Raw genomic sequence first — 17,662 nt, 5'->3', positions numbered from 1 at the left:
TATAATAAAAAGGCCGCATTTGCGGCCTTTTTCATTTTCAGAAAAAATCATAAAATAAGCTTATTGAGGTCCTATTTATTTTCTGTCATCTTAAACAGACATATCATAATTAACTGATAACTTAATAGGTGAACTCAGGATTTTTTTAAATCTATTTCCTTGCTTAAGTTGTTAGGAATATTCCTAATTAAAAGTTAAGACAAACGGAACTCCGGATGTGAACTTTTCTTATGGCTCTAAGCTAAGCCAATGAAATGTAAGGAAGCGAAAAAACTATCGTTAATCCTGATAAAAAAGTTCAGTTTCGGATGAACATTTGCGTAGACGCTCGCAGCCTGCGGTTTTATTTGTAATTTTTCGTAATAGCGCGGTGAAATCCAGGAAGGAGTGGCTTATAGTTAGGTTATCAGGAACACAGCGCTCATGTAGCTAAGTCAGATGTATCCATCCCGACAATGATGTTCGGTGAGTAAGAAATCACTCAGAAGGGGATGCGCTATGGACGAGTACTCGCCAAAAAGGCATGATATCGCGCAGTTGAAATTTCTCTGCGAATCCTTGTACCATGACTGCCTTGCCAATCTTGATGAAAGCAACCATGGCTGGGTAAATGACCCAACGTCTGCCATCAATTTACAATTGAATGAGCTGATAGAGCATATCGCTACCTTCGCACTTAATTATAAAATTAAGTACAATGAAGATAATAAGCTCATTGAGCAAATTGATGAATACCTGGACGACACCTTTATGTTGTTCAGCAGTTACGGCATTAACACTCAGGATTTGCAAAAATGGCGTAAATCGGGAAACCGGCTATTCCGCTGTTTCGTCAATGTGAGCAGAGCTAACCCGGTTAGTCTTTCCTGTTAAAATTATTACAATTACTAAGGTGAATTTATGTCTGATAAACCACTCACAAAAATCGATTATTTGATGCGCTTACGACGTTGTCAGTCAATTGACACCCTTGAACGCGTCATTGAAAAGAATAAATACGAGCTTTCTGATAATGAACTGGCGGTATTTTATTCAGCCGCTGACCATCGCCTTGCAGAGCTAACGATGAATAAGCTGTATGACAAAATCCCTACTTCTGTATGGAAATTTGTCCGTTAATCTTTGAAGTGTGTCTGTAGAGTTTCTACGCCACGTTATAAGCTGTATTCACCTGTCCCGTTATGCTCCCTGCGCGAAAGCCAGGTCTCCGTGTTAAACGCGCTCATCAGCAACAATGTTGTGACTGTGGTCACATCGGCCTTCCGGGAACGTTCCCCTTAACGCCTGTTGCGATTACCCTTCAGGAATAACATCCAGAGAGGTTTCCGATGAGCATAGAAAAACAGAAGATGATTTCAGGTGAACATTACCGCCCTGGTGATGAGACGTTACGCGCTGACCGGCTTCGGGCGCGCCATCTGCTTCACCGCTATAACCACACCGCGCCTGACGAAAAAATAGAACGCCAGAACATTCTGGCGGAACTGCTGGGACAAAGCGAAGGGGCGTATATTGAGCCGAGCTTCCGCTGTGACTATGGATATAATATTTTTCTGGGCAAAGACTTTTACGCCAACTTCGATTGCGTAATGCTGGATGTCTGCCCTGTACATATTGGCGACAACTGCATGCTCGCGCCGGGCGTTCATATTTATACGGCCACCCATCCGCTGGATGCGCAAGAACGTAACAGCGGAGTGGAGTTTGGTAAGCCCGTCACCATTGGCAATAATGTCTGGATTGGTGGACGTGCGGTCATTAACCCAGGCGTCACCATCGGGGATAATGTGGTTGTGGCTTCCGGTGCCGTCGTGACGAAAGACGTACCGGCTAACGTCGTCGTGGGCGGCAACCCGGCGAAAATCATCAAAACGCTGTAACGATCCGGGGAGCCAACTGTTATGGTCTTTTAGCGCCCGACTGTTACTTTTTTCAGTCGGATGGCTCCCCTAAAATTGGCAGATACCCTGTATTGTCAACTCTCAAAAGGCCAAAAATGACCGAGATACAGCGCCTGCTTACCGCCACCATCGACGATCTTAACCACCGCGAAAAGCGAGACAATCGCCCGCGCTTTAGCATTAGCTTTATCCGCAAACATCCCGGGCTGTTTGTTGCCATGTATGCCGCCTGGCTGGCAACGCTGATTGTCATGCTGAAGTCCGAAACGCTGGTGGACTCCGTCTGGCTGCTGGTGGTGCTGTTTGTCGTGTTTAACGCCTTTTTCTTTTTCGACGTGAATCCCCGCTACCGTTACGAAGATATCGACGTCCTCGATTTCCGGGTCTGCTACAACGGCGAATGGTACAACACGCGTTTTGTGCCAAATGAGCTTATCGACAGCATCCTGCACTCTCCGGCTGTCGAAACCGTGCACAAAGAGAAGCTGCAGAAAATGATCGCAACGAAAGGCCAGCTCTCTTTTTATGATGTTTTTACCCTTTCCCGCCCTGCTGCTGCGTAATTAACGCCTGCAGGCGTCGGATACCCGGCGCAAACTGCGAAGCAGAGGTGTTGCCGTAACCTAAAACCAGGCCGGTTTGCCCCTGCTTCGTCTCCAGGTAATAGCCGCTCAGCGCAGCGGGTGCCAGCTGAAATGCCCTCGCTTTCTCCACCAGCCGCTGGTCGTCGATACCGTCAATCGCCAATGTCAGGTGCATTCCCCCTTCACCGGCAAGAACACGGTGCGGAGTATAAAGCTCTGCGCTCAGCACCTCCCGCAGCTGGCGGTAACGCTTACGATACAGGCGACGCATGGCGGCAAGATGACGGGCATAGTGCCCCTCCTCGATAAACAGCGCCAGGGTGCGCTGTTCTGCGCGATGCCCGCCGCGCAGCAGCGAGCCGATGGCCGGACGCGCCGCTTTCGCCAGCGCGGGCGGTAACACCATGAACCCCATTCGGAGCGACGGAAACAGCGTTTTACTGAACGTCCCCAGATACACAACGGGCGCGTTGTTAACCATGCCCAGCATCGCCGGTACGGGCTCGCCGACATAGCGGAACTCGCTGTCATAATCGTCCTCAATGATCCACGCCTTGTGCTGTCGGGCCAGTTCCAGCAGCGCCAGACGCCGCCGCGCGCTGAGCACGCTCCCGTAAGGAAACTGATGCGACGGCGAAGTGAAAACGAGCGCAGGTGAAGGCGCATGCAGCCCTTCCCAGCACATTCCCTCGTCATCCACCGGTATGCCGGTCATCGCAAGGCCGGTTTTGACGAAGGCGCTTTTGGCCCCGCTGTAGCCGGGATTTTCCACCCAGGCGACATCCCCCGGCTCGCTTAACAGCATCGTGCACAGATTGACGCCCTCCAGCGCCCCTTCGGTTATCACAATCTGGCTGGCGTCGCAGTCAATGCCGCGAGAAAGCGCAAGGTGACGGGCGATGGCTGCCCGCAGCGACGGCTCACCGGCCGGGTCGCCATAGCCCAGCAGAGCGCTCCCCTCCTCCCGCAGGACGCGATCGTACAATCTCCGCCACAGCGGCAAGGGGAAATAGTTGATGGCGGGCGTTCCCGGCGTAAAGGCCATCACCGGGGTGTCGCGCGGCACAGGCGCAGGCAGCTGGACGACACGTTTTGCCAGCCTGACCTCAGGATCGGTCAGAACCCGCGGGCTGGCACGATGGGCGAATTGCGCCACCCGCGTCCCCTGACGGTTACGCAGTAAATAGCCTTCGAGCGTGAGCTGGTCCAGCGCCGCATTGACGGTGTTCCGTGAAACGGAAAGCTGCTGCGCCAGCGTTCGCGAGCCGGACAGCTGGCTGCCGGACCGAAGCCTTCCGCCCAGTATGGCCTCCCGCAAAGCGAGATAGAGCGCGCGCTGGAGCGTCTCTTCCCCACGCGTTTTAAGCGCAGCATGGAGCAAGGTATAAAGTTCATCGCCCGGTATGTTCATCTCATCTCCTTGTGGTACCACCAAAACATAGCGGAGTGGTTCTTTTTAAGGAACCAGTAATTTTCTAATCTGGAACTCTTCTCAACGTCACGGAAATAAAGATGAAGACATTCAATGAGTTTGGACAACCTGTGGGCGAAGCCCTTACCGACTGGCAGCCTCGCCCTCATCCGTCCCGGGTGGTACTGCAGGGGCATTATTGTCGGCTTGAACCGCTGCGCGTGGAGCATGCCGGGGCGCTGTTCTCCGCCTATGCTCTGGCCGGAGACACCCGGAGCTGGACGTGGCTACTGCGTGAACCCGATGCCACGGCCGCTGAGTTTGCCAAATGGGTGGCAAGCGTGTGTGAGTTATCTGACCCGATACACTTTACCGTTATAGATAATCAGACCCAGGCTCCGGTCGGGACGCTGGCCCTGATGCGGATCGATCCTAAAAACGGCGTTGTGGAAGTGGGACACGTTCACTTCTCCGTGCTGTTAAGCCGCACGCCCATGTCAACAGAAGCGCAATATCTGCTGATGCGGTACGCGTTCGATACCCTGGGCTACCGGCGATATGAATGGAAATGCAACAGCCTGAACGAACCATCACGCAAAGCGGCACTGCGTCTGGGCTTTCAGTTTGAAGGCCGTTTTCGCCAGGCGCTGGTCATAAAAGGCCGTAACCGGGATACCGACTGGTTTTCGATTCTCGACAAAGAGTGGCCGGCGCTGGCGAGCGCCTTTGAAGGCTGGCTTGCCACCGACAATTTTACTGCCGATGGCAAACAGAAAAGATCCCTGGAAAGCTGGCGAGAAACGCGCGTCTAGCGTCTTTTTTTACGTCCCTGCACCGCCTTAAAGCGCGGATTGGATTTGCAAATCACGTATAAGCGTCCCTTGCGTTTGACTATCTGGCAATCCGGGTGACGCTGTTTTGCGCTGCGCAATGAGTTAAGCACCTGCATGGTTAGCCCCGCTTCGCATTAAGAAAACCGCCAAAACGCTTGCGGAAGCGCGCTGCGCTGCCATCCGTGGAAAACGTTTTTTGCTTACCGGTATAAAACGGGTGCGATTTTGAAGAAACCTCGATAGTGATGTACGGATACGTTTCACCGTCGAGCTCAATTTCACGGTCAGTTTTAATGGTTGAACCCACTTTAAAGTATTCATTGGCACTGGTGTCGTGGAATACCACGGTGCGATACGCTGGATGGATGTTTGGTTTCATCATAAACCCTTTGTGTTTTGTTATAACATAACAAAATAATATCCAGGCAAGGTTGAAAAAACAACCCTCTCTCTCCTGAGGATATTTTCTAATTTGCTTTAGATAACATGAAAACCCTGCCCCCACGTGCTATAACTATTTCATTTCGCGGTAAAATCTTTCTCTTCAGGCAGGAAACTCAGCGTCCGGATTCGGGCATATGAGAAAGGAAACGACAGCATGAAAACCCGACATCTGGTCAGTCTGGTGACTGGCGTACTTATCTTTTCCGTGCTGGTTCCCATTTGCCTCAGCATCTGGCTTGCCCATCGCCAGGCAGAGGAGAAATTTGTTGATGCGCTGGATAGCTATGCTTCCCGGGTGCTGATGCGCACCGACAGGGTCGTGGATCAGGCTAAAGAAGCGTTAAATCACCTGCAGGGATTTAAGGGCGTTCCCTGTAGTCCCCTGCATTTGAGGGAAATACGTCGGGTCGCGTTCTCGTGGCGCTATATCCAGGAGGTGATCTATATCGACAACCTTAAACCCCTCTGCTCTTCGCTTGAGCAGGCCAGTAAATCCGCCGCTTATCCTCCCCCCATGCGTATCACCGAAGATGGCTACAGCGCGTGGCTTACCGCACAGAACGATCTTGGCTTTCACCGCTATATGGCCGTGCTCGGGAAGGGCCATTACCTTGTTCTGGTCGATCCTGCCTCGCTTGTGGATGTGATCCCTTTCGGGGCGATTGCCATTGATGCCGCTCTGGTGGGAAGCGCAACGCATCTTATTTTCGCCAGCAGTAACACGCTTGATCCGCATATCCGCGATCGGATCAACGATCGAGGCGTCTCCAGCGTTCAGTACAAGGGCTCCATGTACGTGATGAAGCCGGTACCTGAGCTTGGATTTACTGTCGTCACGTGGGCGGCGCTCACCCCCCTGGCTGAAAGCTGGCACCGACAGCTGCTTTTCTGGCTGCCGTTTGGCGTCCTGATAAGCCTGCTGGCGGCACTGTTTGTCCTGCGGATCCTGCGACGTATCCAGTCGCCGCGCAATCGCCTGCTGGACGCCCTTAACAGCCGCGATTTTGTGGTTCACTATCAGCCCATCGTGGCGCTGTGCAGTGGAAAAATCGTGGGTGCGGAAGCGCTTGCGCGCTGGCCCCAGCCAGACGGAAGCAGTCTCTCGCCTGATATATTTGTGCCGCTTGCCGAGCAAACCGGCCTCATCTCGCAGCTGACGCAGTTAATTATGGAAAAAATGTTTGAAGATATGGGCCACTGGCTGCAGCTCCACCCCGATCAGCATATCTCCATCAACCTCGCCCCGGCCGATTTGACCTCCGGTAATCTGCCGCCTTTACTGAGTCAACTCCTGAATAAGTGGCAGATTCATCCCCGACAAATCGCCCTTGAGTTAACCGAGCGTGGCTTTGCCGACCCCAAAATCAGCGCGCCGGCTATCGCCGCGTTTCGCCGTTCGGGCCACCCTGTCTACATTGATGATTTTGGCACGGGCTATTCCAGCCTCAGCTATCTGCAGCATCTCGATGTCGACACGCTAAAAATTGACAAATCGTTCGTGGATGCACTGGAGTACAAAAACGTAACGCCGCACATTATCGAAATGGCGAAGTCGCTGCAGCTGGCAATGGTGGCGGAAGGCGTGGAGACCGAAGGGCAGCTTACCTGGCTGCACCGCCACGGCGTGCAGTATGGGCAGGGGTGGTTCTACAGTAAGGCGCTGCCCAGGACGGAATTTATCCTTTGGGCAGAGAACAACCTCGCCACGCGCTCTACTTAAGATAGGATTTGATCACCTGCAGCACGACGCCAAGATCGGCTTCACGCTGCGCCTCTTCGGGCTCTTTCACGACATGATCGGTAAGATGCCCTTCAATCACCTGCATCATCATGCCATTGACCGCGCCACGGATCGCCGCCAGCTGCTGTAACACCTCGGCGCACTCGTGATCGCTGTTGAGCATCTTCTCCAGCGCGGTGCTCTGCCCCTGAATTTTCTTCAGGCGAGTCAATAACATCTTCTTATCGCGAACGGTATGTGACATCTCTGTCTCCCTCATTTTTGGCTTTTGAAGCATATCACGCTCTACTCCCCCTGAGTATTTTTCTACTGGGGGGTAGTATTAAACTACTGGGGGGGAGTACTATTTGCGCATGCTTTCCATACTGGAAATTTCAATGAACGATTTTGCTTCACTCCTGCAGCAGGGTAATGCCTGGCTGTTTGTTCCCAGCGCTATCCTGCTCGGTGCGCTGCATGGCCTGGAGCCGGGCCACTCAAAAACAATGATGGCTGCCTTTATCGTGGCTATCCGCGGCACGCTGAAGCAGGCGGTGTTGCTCGGTCTGGCGGCTACGCTTTCCCATACGGCGGTAGTCTGGATCATTGCCATGGCAGGACTATGGTTTGGCCGCGGCTGGGACGCACATACGTCTGAACCCTGGTTCCAGCTGATCTCCGGGGTGTTGATCGTTGCAATCGCCCTGTGGATGGCTTGGCGAACCTGGAAAGAGAGCCGGCCGCACGATCATCATCACGATTGCCACCACCATCATGACCATGATCATGACCACCACCATGATCATCACCATCACCACGAACACCCGCTGGTTGAAGAGGAGTGGCAGGACGCCCACCAGCGCGCGCACGCGCAGGATATCAACCGGCGTTTTAACGGACAAAACGTGACGACAGGACAGATCGCGATGTTTGGCCTGACCGGCGGGCTTATCCCCTGCCCGGCGTCCATCACCGTTCTGCTGATCTGCCTGCAGCTGAAGCATTTTGCGCTCGGCGCGACGCTGGTATTCAGCTTCAGCATCGGTCTGGCGTTAACGCTGGTCGCTTCCGGCGCGATTGCCGCCTTAAGCCTCAAGCACGCGACAAAACGCTGGCCCGGATTTAGCGAACTTTCCCGCAAAGCGCCGTGGATCTCCGCTGCGTTGATTATCGTGGTAGGGATTTACATGAGCCTGCATGGCCTGAGCGGCATTCTGGCGTAAGCAGGCGGCCACGCCCGGTGGCCGCCTCTCTGGTCAGGTAAGAGTCTGCTGCCAGCTAAAGGTATAGCGAAGCTGGCGCGTCTGCAGGATAAATTCCGGCGAAACGCTGGGGCTCCAGGAGTCATCGCCGCCCACCCCCATATGAAACGCATCGAGGTTGAGCCAGCCCCCCGGCTCTTCCCGCAGCAGATGATGATGGGTTGTCTCACGCAGTTGCTGCTGGCTATAGCGGCCCACTGAGAAATGGAACGCGCCATTCAGCTGATGCGCCCCCAGCACAAGTTTGCGGGTATCGCAGCGCAAACCATTTTCCGTCGGGAAGATATACGGCGTGTGCATGTCTGCCAGGGGCAGTGTCCAGCGCCCCTGCTGCGCCGCCAGCTTTCTGTCCGGGTAGTTTTCATGCGGCCCCAGCCCCAGCCAGTCAACCTTTTCTGGCGTTTCAGCGAGATGAACGCTCAGGCCAATGCGCGCGGGCTTCGGGATATCAGACGCAATATCGACCTGAATGTCGCCATGCAGAACCCCCTGCTCGTCCAGCCGCCAGATTTTACGGCTCAGGAACAGCGCCCTGCCGCGATGCTCCAGGACATTAAGCGTGGTAACCACCACCTCACGCGCATGCTGCTCTGCCTCACAGTGCAGCATGCGCGAGGTGAGATCGTACATGCCCGCCGCTTTCCAGCGTTCAACCCACGCGTTTGGATCGATGCGCGTCGCTTCGCTCACCCCAATGTCGTTGTCCAGCGGCGCGCGGCTGACGTTATCCGTCACGGGTGAAAGCAGCGTTTCAACGCCATTTCGCCACCATTGAGTCAGGTATCCGGATGCGCGATCGAACTGCCAGCGCTGTTGACGATGTGTGACCTCCAGGATGCGATCGTTTTGCGTTAAAACCGGCGGCTCGCCCGTAGAGGCTGGCGGTGCAATAAAGAGTGGGGCCGGAAGCGGCCACTGCTCCCACGCGCAGCGATGGCCTGCCGGTGACCACGGCGTTGCCCGAGGCTGGCGAACCTCAACGTTCAGCCAGATTTCACCCGGCCCGGCTTTCAATTCCGGCAGAGCGATCTCCAGACGCTGAACGCCTTCAGGGGCTATCGCCAGCGTGACCTCGCCCGAAGCCAGTACCTTCCCATCCCGGGCAACCGTCCAGCTCAGCACCTCGTTATCGGTAGGGCGGAACAGGTAGCCGCTTTGCACCTCAATCATCAGCGGAGAGGTGCTGACCAGCGTAAAGGTAAAGAACTGCTGGGCGCGCTGCGCCTCGTACAGCGCCGGGTGCGGCGTGCGATCGGGGAAGACCAGGCCATTGAGGCAGAACTGCCGATCGTTCGGCGTATCGCCAAAGTCCCCGCCGTAGGCCCAGAACGCGTTGCCCTTTTCGTCTTTCTTCGTCAACGCCTGATCGACCCAGTCCCAGACAAACCCACCCTGCAGGCGAGGATGGCTGCGAAACGCCTGCCAGTATTTCGCAAACCCGCCGAAGCTGTTTCCCATCGCGTGGGCGTATTCACAGAGGATCAGCGGACGCGTTTCGTCGGGCATGCCGATCCATTTCTTGATTGACCATTTAGGCACCGCCGGGAAAGGCTGATCCCAATCGACCCGGGCGTACATCGGGCAAACAATATCGGTCGCCGCCGTATTCGCCCCGCCGCCTTCGTACTGTACCGGGCGCGTGGGATCGGTGGTTTTCAGCCAGCGGTACAGCGCATCATGATTCGCGCCGTGGCCGGACTCGTTACCCAGCGACCAGATGATAATTGAGGGATGATTGCGATCGCGCTGCACCATGCGGGTTACGCGCTCACTCATGGCGGGCAGCCAGCGTGGATCGTCAGCGAGGCGGCTCATCGGCACCATGCCGTGGGTTTCAATATTGGCTTCGTCAACGACGTACAGCCCGTAGCGATCGCAAAGCCGGTACCACAGCGGATGGTTCGGGTAGTGCGAGCAACGAACGGCGTTGAAGTTATGCTGCTTCATGATTTCGATGTCGCGACGCATGGTCGCCTCGTCCATCACCTGACCGTTTTCCGGGTGATGCTCGTGTCGGTTAACCCCGCGGATCAGCAGCGGCTTACCGTTAAGCTTCAGCAGGCCGTTGCTGATGTCAACGCGGCGGAAGCCCACATCGCACGCCTCAACCTCCAGCACCTCACCCTGCGGGCCGAGAAGCGCCATCGTCAGGCGATACAGTTCCGGCGTTTCAGCACTCCAGAGCGCGGGGCGGTCAATGGGGATCGCCACCGTTAAGCGTTCGTCCCAGCTGCCACGCTCGTCCACAACGGCAGACCCCGGACGCCGGGAAACGCTGGCGCATTTTTCACCCTTGCGCCACAGGGTAAAGACCACCTCGCAGTCTGCAAAGCCCGCCCCTGCCAGCGCGACATCTGCCTTAAGCACCGCGCGGTCCAGCTCCGCATTCAGGTCCGTCACCACGCGATAATCGGCAATCTGCGTTTCGGGTTTATGCAGCAGCGTCACATCGCGGAAAATTCCGCTCATGCGCCACATGTCCTGATCTTCCAGATAGCTGCCGTCGCACCAGCGCAGCACCATGACCGCCAGGCGGTTCTCACCGGGCCGCAGAACCGTCGAGAGATCGAATTCGGCAGGCAGCCTGCTGTCCTGGGAATAGCCCATCCACCGCCCGTTGCACCACAGATGAAACGCAGAGTTCACGCCGTCAAAGATGATGCGGGTCTGCCCGCTCTGAAGCCACGCGTCATCCACATCAAATGTGAGCGAGTAACAGCCGGTTGGGTTTTCCTGCGGCACAAAAGGCGGATTAACGGGGATAGGATAGGTGACGTTGGTGTAGATGGGCGTGTCAAACCCCTGCATCTGCCAATTCGACGGCACGGGCATCGGAACGGCGTCTGCACAATCTTCGGTTACCCACGCCTCCGGGATTTGCTCAGGTGCAGGAAAGTAGTTAAATCGCCACACCCCATTGAGGGAGCGTCTGCTGGCGGATGCAGCATCATCCAGGGCAGGCTGTTCAAGACGCCAGCTGTGTAACGGCGCATGTGCCTCCAGACGGTTCCACTGGGTGACACCCGGGTTTTCCCAGTCCCGTCGGGCCAGAATGGCGCTGAGAGTCAGCGATAAAGTGTTGGGCATATTAACCTCTTTGCGAAGCGCTCACAATTTTGGTTAACATGCCCTGGCACCCGGCGACGGTAAAGCACGCAATCGCGGGGTAGCGAGTCCGATCACAAAGTTTTATTTGCGGGCAAGCTGCCCGGCAAGGAGGGCCAGGCTTCTGAGCTGCTGCGCCAGATCCTCGCGTTCGGCCTGCTGCGGGGTACGGCGCGCGCTGGAATGGCGGGTCACCAGCGTTACCGGCAGCTGAACCTGCCAGCATTCCTCCCCCCCGCTGGGGGACAGAAGCCACTCCACGCTGCGCTCGCCAGCCTCGCGAAACGCCTGACGAATGGTCGTCAGCGGCGGAGAAAACCAGGCGCTGTCGGCCGTATCGTCAAACCCGACCACCGATATCTGGCCAGGAACAGCTATCCCTTTTTCCGCACAGGCGCGCATTACCCCAAGCGCCATCTGATCGTTCGCCACCAGAATGGCATCCGGCAGTACCGCCCCCGAGAGCAGCACATGTCCCTTCTCATAGCCGCTGGCCGCGCTCCAGTCGCCGTAGGCCACCGCAGCCGCGTCGAGACCCGCCTGCGCCAGCGTCGCTTTCCATCCCGCCAGACGCGCGCGCGCAGAGACAGAGCTTTCCGGCCCGCTCAGCAGGGCAATATGCTGATGCCCCAGCGAAAGCAGATGCTCAACGCCCAGGCGTGCCCCCTCCTCGGCGTTGAACACGAGGCTATTTACCTGCGCTGACGGTGACACGTCGAGGAACAGCACCGGGACGGGCATCGCCAGCGACCTGAGCGCTTCGGCGTGCGGATCGTCAAGCGGCACATTGACCAGCAGCGCGTCTACCCGCTGCCCCAGCAGCGCCTGAAGCGCCGCCTGACACTGCTGCGGCTGCTCCACCATGGAAATCAGGACGCTCGCCCCCTGCCCTGCAGCCCGGGATTTTACCGCCGAGACAATTTGCGAAGGCGCGTGCAGCGCCAGATCGGTGGTGATGAGCCCCAGCGTACGGGTGCGTTTCCCCGCCAGCTGCTGCGCCCGCAGGTTGGGAACGTAATGCAGCTCCGCCATTGCCTGCTGCACCTTTTCACGCGTGCGGGCAGAGACGTGCTCCGCGTTGTTAATCACGCGGGAAACGGTCTGATAAGAAACCCCCGCAAGGAGGGCGACATCATAAAGAGTGATTGCTTTCATGCGTTCTGGCATCGCGATTTTCGAAGCGTCTATTCTGGCACAGCGACGCCGTTAAAACATGTGAGCGCTTCGCAAATTAAACAACGCGCTCCGGCTGCGTCATTTTCTCACCGCGCGGCTTCTGGCGGAACCAGGGCAAACAGAGCTGAATAAGCGGGCCAATGGTCAGAGCATACGCCACGGTTCCCACCCCAAACGAGCCACCCAGCACGCACCCAATCAGCAGGACGGACACTTCGATGGAGGTACGCACGCTGCGAATGGACCACCCCAGCCGGGCGTGAATGCCGGTCATCAGGCCGTCGCGCGGACCAGGCCCGAAACCGGCCCCGATGTACATGCTGGTGGCGATCGCGTTCATCACGATGCCCGACACCAGGAAAGCGATGCGCACGGATAACGAACTCAGTTCGGGGATAAGCGCCATGCTGGCGTCCGCCGCCAGACCGATACAAATCACGTTGCTGATCGTGCCAAGACCGGGCATCTGACGCAGTGGGATCCACAGTAAGAGCACCGCAGCACCGGTCAAAATGATCACCGTCCCGATGCTCATCCCCAGCTGTATTCCCACGCCAAGGTGAAACACATCCCACGGATCGACCCCCAGATCCGCACGAATAAACATCGCGGTGGAAAGCCCATACAGCCCTAAACCGACATAAAGTTGTAGCAGACGACGTACCATTTTTATCTTCTCCAGTGAACCCGACTTTCATCCTGACCTAAAATGGCACTAAGATTAATGTCCAGTTTTTAAATAGTGGACTGCTTATGTCATCACGCCGCTTCAGAAGCCAGTCTTTGGTACGCCTTTTAGGGCACTGGCAGCAAACTTCATCCCGCACTCCGCTCTGGCGCCAGCTGGCCGACGCGCTGCGCTTATTAATCCTTGATGGCCGGCTGGCACTGCATACGCGCCTGCCGGGTGAGCGTGAGCTGGCGACGGCGCTGAACGTCAGCCGAACCACCGTCAGCAGCGCCCTCGCCCACCTGCGTGAAGAGGGTTATCTTGAAAGCCGCCACGGCAGCGGGTCGCGCGTCATCCTCCCGGATGCACGCGCCGTTCCCACCCTTTCCGCAGCGAGCGTCGCCCTGGATCTTTCCACTGCCGCCCTCAGCGCCGGGCCGGAGATCCACCAGGCTTACACCCATGCACTTACGGCTATTACTCAACACCTCTCGCTGACGGGCTACGAGCAGCTTGGGCTGCCGGCGCTACGGGAGGCCATCGCTGCGCGCTATACCGCGCGAGGTCTTCCAACCCGGGCAGACGAGGTGATGGTGGTCAACGGTGCCGTCAGCGGGTTCGCGCTGGTGCTGCGGATGATGGCCGGACCGGGGGATCGCGTCGTGGTCGATCACCCCACCTATCCGCTGGCGATTGCCGCTATTCAGGGAGCACAGTGTCGGCCAGTAGGAGTGTCGTTACCGGAAACGGGCTGGGATACGGATGGCTTTGCGGCTACGCTTGCCCAGACCGCGCCGCGCCTGGCCTACCTGATGCCCGATTTTCACAACCCAACCGGTCGATGCATGGATATCGCCACCCGTCAGGCAATCGCTGATATGGCAGCCCAGACCCGCACGGCGCTGGTCGTGGATGAAACGATGGTCGATCTCTGGTTTGATTCGCCACCGCCGCCACCGCTGGCATCGTTTAACCCGCAGGCCAGCGTGATTACGCTAGGCTCTGCCGGAAAAAGCTTCTGGGGCGGGCTGCGTCTCGGCTGGATCCGCGCCTCCTCGCGGACTATCGCCACGCTCGCCCAGACGCGCGATACGCTGGATTTAGGCTCGCCGCTGCTAGAGCAGCTGGCAACGCTGTGGCTTATCGACAATAGCGAGCGTTTTCTGCCCGCTCGCCGCAAGATGCTGGCGGAACGGCGCGATCGATGCAGTAACCTGCTGCGAGAACATTTCCCGGAGTGGACGTTTCATGAGGCGGAGGGTGGGCTCTCTTACTGGATCGAACTTCCTGGCATGCTGGCGACACAGCTTGCCGCACGGGCAGAAATCATCGGGATTAACCTGGGAACCGGGACGCGGTTTGGCTTATCGGGGTCGTTTGACCGCTTTTTACGTATGCCCTTTTCGCTGGAGCCAGCGGAGCTGGAAGCGGCATTGCTGCGGATTAAACCGTTATGGCTCGCGCTAAATTCAAATACGCCAGCAGTCAAACGCCGCCTGGTTTAATATTAAAATTTTGAACTGGATCATAAAATAAAAACTGCTGACTGTAATATATGCAGTCAGCAGTTTTCACTGGTCAGGATTTAGTGCTGAGGAGGAATGGGGAAACCTTTCAGGGAAATAACGAAATTATCACCGTCTTTCTTTATTTTTGCACCGGTATCACACCAGTCAGACGCAATACGAAAGAACTCATCGCTTCCAACATTCCAGCCAAGACGTACATGCTTCACGTAGCCTGAACGCAACAGAGCGCAGGCCTCGTTGTAGTCACTGGCAGTTGACAGTTGTTGTTTCATTTTCTCTTCTTCAGAAGTTTACGTATGGCCTTGATTTCTTTAGGGGTAAAAGGAGAAACACTCTCTTCTTCCGTATGCTGATTATCAATATCCTCTTCCGATACTCCCGCCTCTTCTACTGCTTCAAACGCCAGCAGCAGCAGTTTCTCTGTGGTCACGCTTAAATTTTCGTTATTTACTTCCGCATAGTGGCGGAGTCTTTCTTTTAGCGCTTCGTCAATTTTAACATTTAAAACTGCAGTAGCCATGTTTATCACTTCCCTTCGGAATAAGTACTTTATTTAATACACGAAGTTATCACTGTTATCCAGATCTATATTTTTTTGAATTTTGACGAAAATAGACGTCCAATTATAAAATGCCAGTCTATTATTACAGGTTTATGACAGTAATATTTCAGAGCGATGAAATATATATTACACGGTATAGGCATTATATTATTGTGGAATAAAGGCTAAAAAGAGATGGAAACAGGAAAGATGGATGAGGCCACAAATGGGTGGGGGCCCTGCCAGCTACATCCCGGCACCCACGTCGTCTGCCCTGGCTGCTTCCTTCCGGACCTGACCTGGTGAACAGAGTAGCGTTGCGGGAGAACCAACAGAGCCCCCATTGAGAGCGTTGATAACCAACGCGCTGGCGCATTATCCCTGTGCGAAGAGCCAATTGCAAGCGACCAGGAACCGGATGCTGGTTTCTTGCGCAAACAGGCGCAGCAATCAGGACGATCTTCGTTTACCATGACGGTCCAAACATCCCCACAGGTGAAGGTATGGACGAAAGCGACTCCTTTCCCCAGCGCGTATGGCAAATCGTGGCCTCGATTCCGGAAGGCTATGTCACCACCTACGGTGATGTGGCAAGGCTGGCAGGCTCTCCACGCGCGGCGCGACAGGTCGGTGGCGTCCTGAAGCGGCTGCCGGAAGGCAGTACGCTGCCCTGGCATCGGGTGGTAAACCGTCATGGCGCTATCTCGCTGACCGGGCCGGATCTCCAGCGTCAGCGTCAAGCATTGCTTTCAGAGGGTGTGCAGGTGTCGGGCGCAGGACAGATAGATTTGCAGAAATACCGCTGGGTGTACTAAACCCTCCCCCGAAGGAGAGGGTAAGAGCAACAGTTACATCTGGGTCGGTGGGGTTGGCAGGGACGGCTGATTGGTCTGTGGAGCAACCGGGACTTCGGTTTGCTGCACCGGCACCAGATTCAGGTCGATTTTGGTTCCACCGTGGTTAATCGCTTCCTGGACCGTATCGGTGATAAAGACCAGCTTGCCGTTGATGGTTACCGCTGCGCTCAGCAGAATACGGGCATTCGGCTGCACGTCTGACGGGTTATACGGCAACACGAAGCTAAACGGAGCCTGCTTACCTTCAGTACGGACCGCGCGCTGAGCCAGCACCTTCGACGGCGCGTCCGCCAGGGAAGCATCAGACAGCGTGACCGTTAATACCGCATCCGGCGGCAGAGCGACTCTCTGTTTAATCCAGATTGTACCGGAAACGTTAGGCTGCTGAATGGATTGCTGTGAAAGGGTATTAATCCCGTTCGGATCTGCAGCTGGTACCGGCACCTGGGCGCTCTTACCGGCACAGGCGGACAACGCCACCGCAATAGCTACACCACTTAGCATGGGCACGAGTTTCATTGAAGTCTCCTTATCATCAATGCACCAGCGGGATCGATCCCATCCGATGTCGTTTCAATCACATAACGTTTTTAAGTGTGGCACAGATCACCGATTAATGCCTAAAAACGTGCCGACATTCAGATTATTCTACCCATCGGACCACTTTCATTTCTGCGTTATACTCTGCCTATCTTTCGCTACGGCGTTTATTGAGGACAATTATGAGTCAGGCACTGAACAATCTGCTGACATTACTGAATCTGGAAAAAATTGAGGAAGGACTCTATCGCGGGCAGAGCGAAGACCTCGGCTTACGTCAGGTTTTCGGCGGCCAGGTCGTTGGACAAGCGCTGTACGCTGCAAAGGAGACCGTCCCTGCAGACCGTCTGGTACACTCATTCCACAGCTATTTCTTACGTCCTGGCGACAGCGCAAAACCGATCGTGTATGACGTTGAAGTCCTGAGAGACGGTAACAGCTTCAGCGCACGCCGCGTGGCGGCCGTTCAGAACGGTAAGCCTATCTTTTATATGACCGCCTCTTTCCAGGCACCGGAACCGGGGTATGAACATCAGAAAGTGATGCCGCCAGCACCGTCGCCGGACGAACTCAAATCAGAGACCGATATCGCCCGCGCGCTGGCGCATCTGCTTCCGCCGCAGGTCAAAGAGAAGTTTCTCTGCGATAAACCGCTGGAGATCCGCCCGGTTGAGTTCCACAACCCCATGAAAGGCCACATCGCCGAGCCGAAGCGTCAGGTCTGGATCCGCGCCAATGGCACCGTGCCGGAAGATTTCCGCGTGCATCAGTATCTGCTGGGCTACGCGTCAGACTTTAACTTTCTGCCGGTTGCGCTACAGCCGCACGGCGTTGGTTTCCTTGAAAAAGGGATGCAGGTCGCAACCATCGATCACTCCATGTGGTTCCACCGTCCGTTCAATATGAACGAGTGGCTGCTTTACAGCGTGGAGAGTACGTCAGCGTCGAGCGCTCGCGGTTTTGTGCGTGGAGAGTTTTACACCCAGGACGGCGTGCTGGTCGCTTCTACGGTGCAGGAAGGGGTAATGCGTAATCGCGGGTGATGGTGTGCGGCCTGATGCCCTCACCCTGACCCTCTCCAGTGGGAGA

19 protein-coding genes, 1 other RNA gene and 1 pseudogene are annotated in these 17,662 nt (G+C 55.9%); 10 read left to right on the top strand and 11 right to left on the bottom strand.

Annotated features, from left to right (window positions below; all coding sequences use genetic code 11):
• Positions 1 to 498: 498 nt before the first annotated feature.
• From tomB to IB212_RS05270, 4 genes are all read left to right on the top strand, one after another.
• Positions 499 to 873 (top strand): Hha toxicity modulator TomB, encoded by a 375-nt coding sequence (tomB, locus tag IB212_RS05285; protein ID WP_028012188.1) that lies wholly within the window; start codon positions 499 to 501, stop codon positions 871 to 873.
• A 27-nt stretch (positions 874 to 900) separates the two neighbouring features.
• Positions 901 to 1,119: an HHA domain-containing protein gene (locus IB212_RS05280; RefSeq protein WP_008499287.1), complete on the top strand. Its 219-nt coding sequence runs from the start codon at positions 901 to 903 to the stop codon at positions 1,117 to 1,119.
• A 209-nt stretch (positions 1,120 to 1,328) separates the two neighbouring features.
• On the top strand, positions 1,329 to 1,880 hold the full coding sequence (gene maa, locus IB212_RS05275) for a maltose O-acetyltransferase (RefSeq protein ID WP_041911062.1): 552 nt from the start codon (positions 1,329 to 1,331) through the stop codon (positions 1,878 to 1,880).
• Between the two features lie 116 nt (positions 1,881 to 1,996).
• The gene (locus IB212_RS05270; RefSeq protein ID WP_041911063.1) at positions 1,997 to 2,464 is read left to right on the top strand and encodes a YlaC family protein; all 468 of its coding nucleotides are present in this window, start codon (positions 1,997 to 1,999) and stop codon (positions 2,462 to 2,464) included.
• Here IB212_RS05270 and IB212_RS05265 read toward each other — a convergent pair.
• Positions 2,436 to 3,896 (bottom strand): PLP-dependent aminotransferase family protein, encoded by a 1,461-nt coding sequence (locus IB212_RS05265; protein WP_041911064.1) that lies wholly within the window; start codon positions 3,894 to 3,896, stop codon positions 2,436 to 2,438. The genes IB212_RS05270 and IB212_RS05265 overlap by 29 nt on opposite strands.
• Before the next feature lie 101 nt (positions 3,897 to 3,997).
• On the opposite strand from IB212_RS05265, the gene IB212_RS05260 reads away from it, so the two are divergent.
• Complete coding sequence (locus IB212_RS05260) at positions 3,998 to 4,708, top strand: GNAT family N-acetyltransferase (protein WP_041911065.1); 711 nt, start codon at positions 3,998 to 4,000, stop codon at positions 4,706 to 4,708.
• Here the strand turns inward: IB212_RS05260 and ykgO are convergent.
• Both ykgO and IB212_RS05250 read right to left on the bottom strand, forming a co-directional pair.
• Positions 4,705 to 4,845, bottom strand: a complete 141-nt coding sequence (gene ykgO / locus IB212_RS05255) for a type B 50S ribosomal protein L36 (RefSeq protein ID WP_003859006.1) — start codon at positions 4,843 to 4,845, stop codon at positions 4,705 to 4,707. The genes IB212_RS05260 and ykgO overlap by 4 nt on opposite strands.
• Before the next feature lie 2 nt (positions 4,846 to 4,847).
• Positions 4,848 to 5,108 carry a type B 50S ribosomal protein L31 gene (locus tag IB212_RS05250; RefSeq protein ID WP_006176933.1) on the bottom strand — a complete coding sequence of 87 codons (261 nt, stop codon included), beginning with the start codon at positions 5,106 to 5,108 and terminating at the stop codon, positions 4,848 to 4,850.
• A gap of 219 nt (positions 5,109 to 5,327) precedes the next feature.
• Between IB212_RS05250 and IB212_RS05245 the strand changes: the two genes are divergently transcribed.
• Entirely contained in the window at positions 5,328 to 6,893 is a 1,566-nt protein-coding gene (locus IB212_RS05245) for an EAL domain-containing protein (RefSeq protein WP_188246077.1), read from the top strand.
• On the opposite strand, the gene IB212_RS05240 is transcribed toward IB212_RS05245, so the two are convergent.
• Positions 6,886 to 7,158 carry a metal/formaldehyde-sensitive transcriptional repressor gene (locus IB212_RS05240; RefSeq protein WP_028012182.1) on the bottom strand — a complete coding sequence of 91 codons (273 nt, stop codon included), beginning with the start codon at positions 7,156 to 7,158 and terminating at the stop codon, positions 6,886 to 6,888. The genes IB212_RS05245 and IB212_RS05240 overlap by 8 nt on opposite strands.
• Positions 7,159 to 7,291: 133 nt before the next feature.
• Between IB212_RS05240 and IB212_RS05235 the strand changes: the two genes are divergently transcribed.
• Positions 7,292 to 8,116, top strand: a complete 825-nt coding sequence (locus tag IB212_RS05235) for a nickel/cobalt efflux protein RcnA (RefSeq protein ID WP_150142955.1) — start codon at positions 7,292 to 7,294, stop codon at positions 8,114 to 8,116.
• Positions 8,117 to 8,149: 33 nt separating this feature from the next.
• On the opposite strand, the gene IB212_RS05230 is transcribed toward IB212_RS05235, so the two are convergent.
• The 3 genes from IB212_RS05230 to IB212_RS05220 all read right to left on the bottom strand — a co-directional run bounded on the left by IB212_RS05230 (position 8,150) and on the right by IB212_RS05220 (position 13,103).
• On the bottom strand, positions 8,150 to 11,242 hold the full coding sequence (locus tag IB212_RS05230) for a beta-galactosidase (protein WP_188246076.1): 3,093 nt from the start codon (positions 11,240 to 11,242) through the stop codon (positions 8,150 to 8,152).
• 102 nt (positions 11,243 to 11,344) lie between these two features.
• Positions 11,345 to 12,415: a LacI family DNA-binding transcriptional regulator gene (locus IB212_RS05225; protein WP_041912056.1), complete on the bottom strand. Its 1,071-nt coding sequence runs from the start codon at positions 12,413 to 12,415 to the stop codon at positions 11,345 to 11,347.
• A gap of 76 nt (positions 12,416 to 12,491) precedes the next feature.
• Positions 12,492 to 13,103, bottom strand: a complete 612-nt coding sequence (locus IB212_RS05220) for a YitT family protein (protein ID WP_028012178.1) — start codon at positions 13,101 to 13,103, stop codon at positions 12,492 to 12,494.
• Between the two features lie 86 nt (positions 13,104 to 13,189).
• Between IB212_RS05220 and IB212_RS05215 the strand changes: the two genes are divergently transcribed.
• Complete coding sequence (locus tag IB212_RS05215) at positions 13,190 to 14,611, top strand: PLP-dependent aminotransferase family protein (protein WP_041911070.1); 1,422 nt, start codon at positions 13,190 to 13,192, stop codon at positions 14,609 to 14,611.
• An 80-nt stretch (positions 14,612 to 14,691) separates the two neighbouring features.
• On the opposite strand, the gene IB212_RS05210 is transcribed toward IB212_RS05215, so the two are convergent.
• The 3 genes from IB212_RS05210 to ffs form a co-directional block, all read right to left on the bottom strand.
• Positions 14,692 to 14,907, bottom strand: coding sequence for a hypothetical protein (locus tag IB212_RS05210; protein ID WP_028012176.1), 216 nt, complete (start codon positions 14,905 to 14,907; stop codon positions 14,692 to 14,694).
• Positions 14,904 to 15,155, bottom strand: coding sequence for a hypothetical protein (locus IB212_RS05205; RefSeq protein WP_041911071.1), 252 nt, complete (start codon positions 15,153 to 15,155; stop codon positions 14,904 to 14,906). Before IB212_RS05205 ends, IB212_RS05210 begins: the two co-directional genes overlap by 4 nt.
• Before the next feature lie 258 nt (positions 15,156 to 15,413).
• Positions 15,414 to 15,510, bottom strand: an RNA gene (gene ffs, locus IB212_RS05200) — signal recognition particle sRNA small type.
• A gap of 84 nt (positions 15,511 to 15,594) precedes the next feature.
• Between ffs and IB212_RS05195 the strand changes: the two are divergent.
• Positions 15,595 to 15,991 (top strand): annotated as a pseudogene (locus IB212_RS05195) (MGMT family protein).
• 33 nt (positions 15,992 to 16,024) lie between these two features.
• On the opposite strand, the gene IB212_RS05190 reads toward IB212_RS05195, so the two are convergent.
• Positions 16,025 to 16,552: a YbaY family lipoprotein gene (locus IB212_RS05190; RefSeq protein WP_028012173.1), complete on the bottom strand. Its 528-nt coding sequence runs from the start codon at positions 16,550 to 16,552 to the stop codon at positions 16,025 to 16,027.
• A 203-nt stretch (positions 16,553 to 16,755) separates the two neighbouring features.
• Here IB212_RS05190 and tesB point away from each other — a divergent pair, with 203 nt between their 5' ends.
• Entirely contained in the window at positions 16,756 to 17,616 is an 861-nt protein-coding gene (gene tesB / locus IB212_RS05185) for an acyl-CoA thioesterase II (protein WP_041911073.1), read from the top strand.
• The last annotated feature ends 46 nt before the right edge of the window (positions 17,617 to 17,662 follow it).

It is taken from the genome of Enterobacter sp. E12 (assembly GCF_014596715.2).
Taxonomy (GTDB): domain Bacteria; phylum Pseudomonadota; class Gammaproteobacteria; order Enterobacterales; family Enterobacteriaceae; genus Enterobacter; species Enterobacter bugandensis.
Note: the sequence above shows the minus strand (reverse complement) of the source record. Positions and strands in the feature narration are given on the sequence as shown.

Coding starts and splice junctions, on each gene's coding strand:
- IB212_RS05240 (WP_028012182.1), bottom strand. CDS start 7,158: ATGTCACATACCGTTCGCGATAAGAAGATGTTATTGACTCGCCTGAAG.
- IB212_RS05230 (WP_188246076.1), bottom strand. CDS start 11,242: ATGCCCAACACTTTATCGCTGACTCTCAGCGCCATTCTGGCCCGACGG.
- IB212_RS05245 (WP_188246077.1), top strand. CDS start 5,328: ATGAAAACCCGACATCTGGTCAGTCTGGTGACTGGCGTACTTATCTTT.
- IB212_RS05250 (WP_006176933.1), bottom strand. CDS start 5,108: ATGAAACCAAACATCCATCCAGCGTATCGCACCGTGGTATTCCACGAC.
- IB212_RS05210 (WP_028012176.1), bottom strand. CDS start 14,907: ATGAAACAACAACTGTCAACTGCCAGTGACTACAACGAGGCCTGCGCT.
- IB212_RS05270 (WP_041911063.1), top strand. CDS start 1,997: ATGACCGAGATACAGCGCCTGCTTACCGCCACCATCGACGATCTTAAC.
- IB212_RS05205 (WP_041911071.1), bottom strand. CDS start 15,155: ATGGCTACTGCAGTTTTAAATGTTAAAATTGACGAAGCGCTAAAAGAA.
- maa (WP_041911062.1), top strand. CDS start 1,329: ATGAGCATAGAAAAACAGAAGATGATTTCAGGTGAACATTACCGCCCT.
- IB212_RS05260 (WP_041911065.1), top strand. CDS start 3,998: ATGAAGACATTCAATGAGTTTGGACAACCTGTGGGCGAAGCCCTTACC.
- tomB (WP_028012188.1), top strand. CDS start 499: ATGGACGAGTACTCGCCAAAAAGGCATGATATCGCGCAGTTGAAATTT.
- IB212_RS05235 (WP_150142955.1), top strand. CDS start 7,292: ATGAACGATTTTGCTTCACTCCTGCAGCAGGGTAATGCCTGGCTGTTT.
- ykgO (WP_003859006.1), bottom strand. CDS start 4,845: ATGCAGGTGCTTAACTCATTGCGCAGCGCAAAACAGCGTCACCCGGAT.
- IB212_RS05225 (WP_041912056.1), bottom strand. CDS start 12,415: ATGAAAGCAATCACTCTTTATGATGTCGCCCTCCTTGCGGGGGTTTCT.
- tesB (WP_041911073.1), top strand. CDS start 16,756: ATGAGTCAGGCACTGAACAATCTGCTGACATTACTGAATCTGGAAAAA.
- IB212_RS05190 (WP_028012173.1), bottom strand. CDS start 16,552: ATGAAACTCGTGCCCATGCTAAGTGGTGTAGCTATTGCGGTGGCGTTG.
- IB212_RS05215 (WP_041911070.1), top strand. CDS start 13,190: ATGTCATCACGCCGCTTCAGAAGCCAGTCTTTGGTACGCCTTTTAGGG.
- IB212_RS05265 (WP_041911064.1), bottom strand. CDS start 3,896: ATGAACATACCGGGCGATGAACTTTATACCTTGCTCCATGCTGCGCTT.
- IB212_RS05220 (WP_028012178.1), bottom strand. CDS start 13,103: ATGGTACGTCGTCTGCTACAACTTTATGTCGGTTTAGGGCTGTATGGG.
- IB212_RS05280 (WP_008499287.1), top strand. CDS start 901: ATGTCTGATAAACCACTCACAAAAATCGATTATTTGATGCGCTTACGA.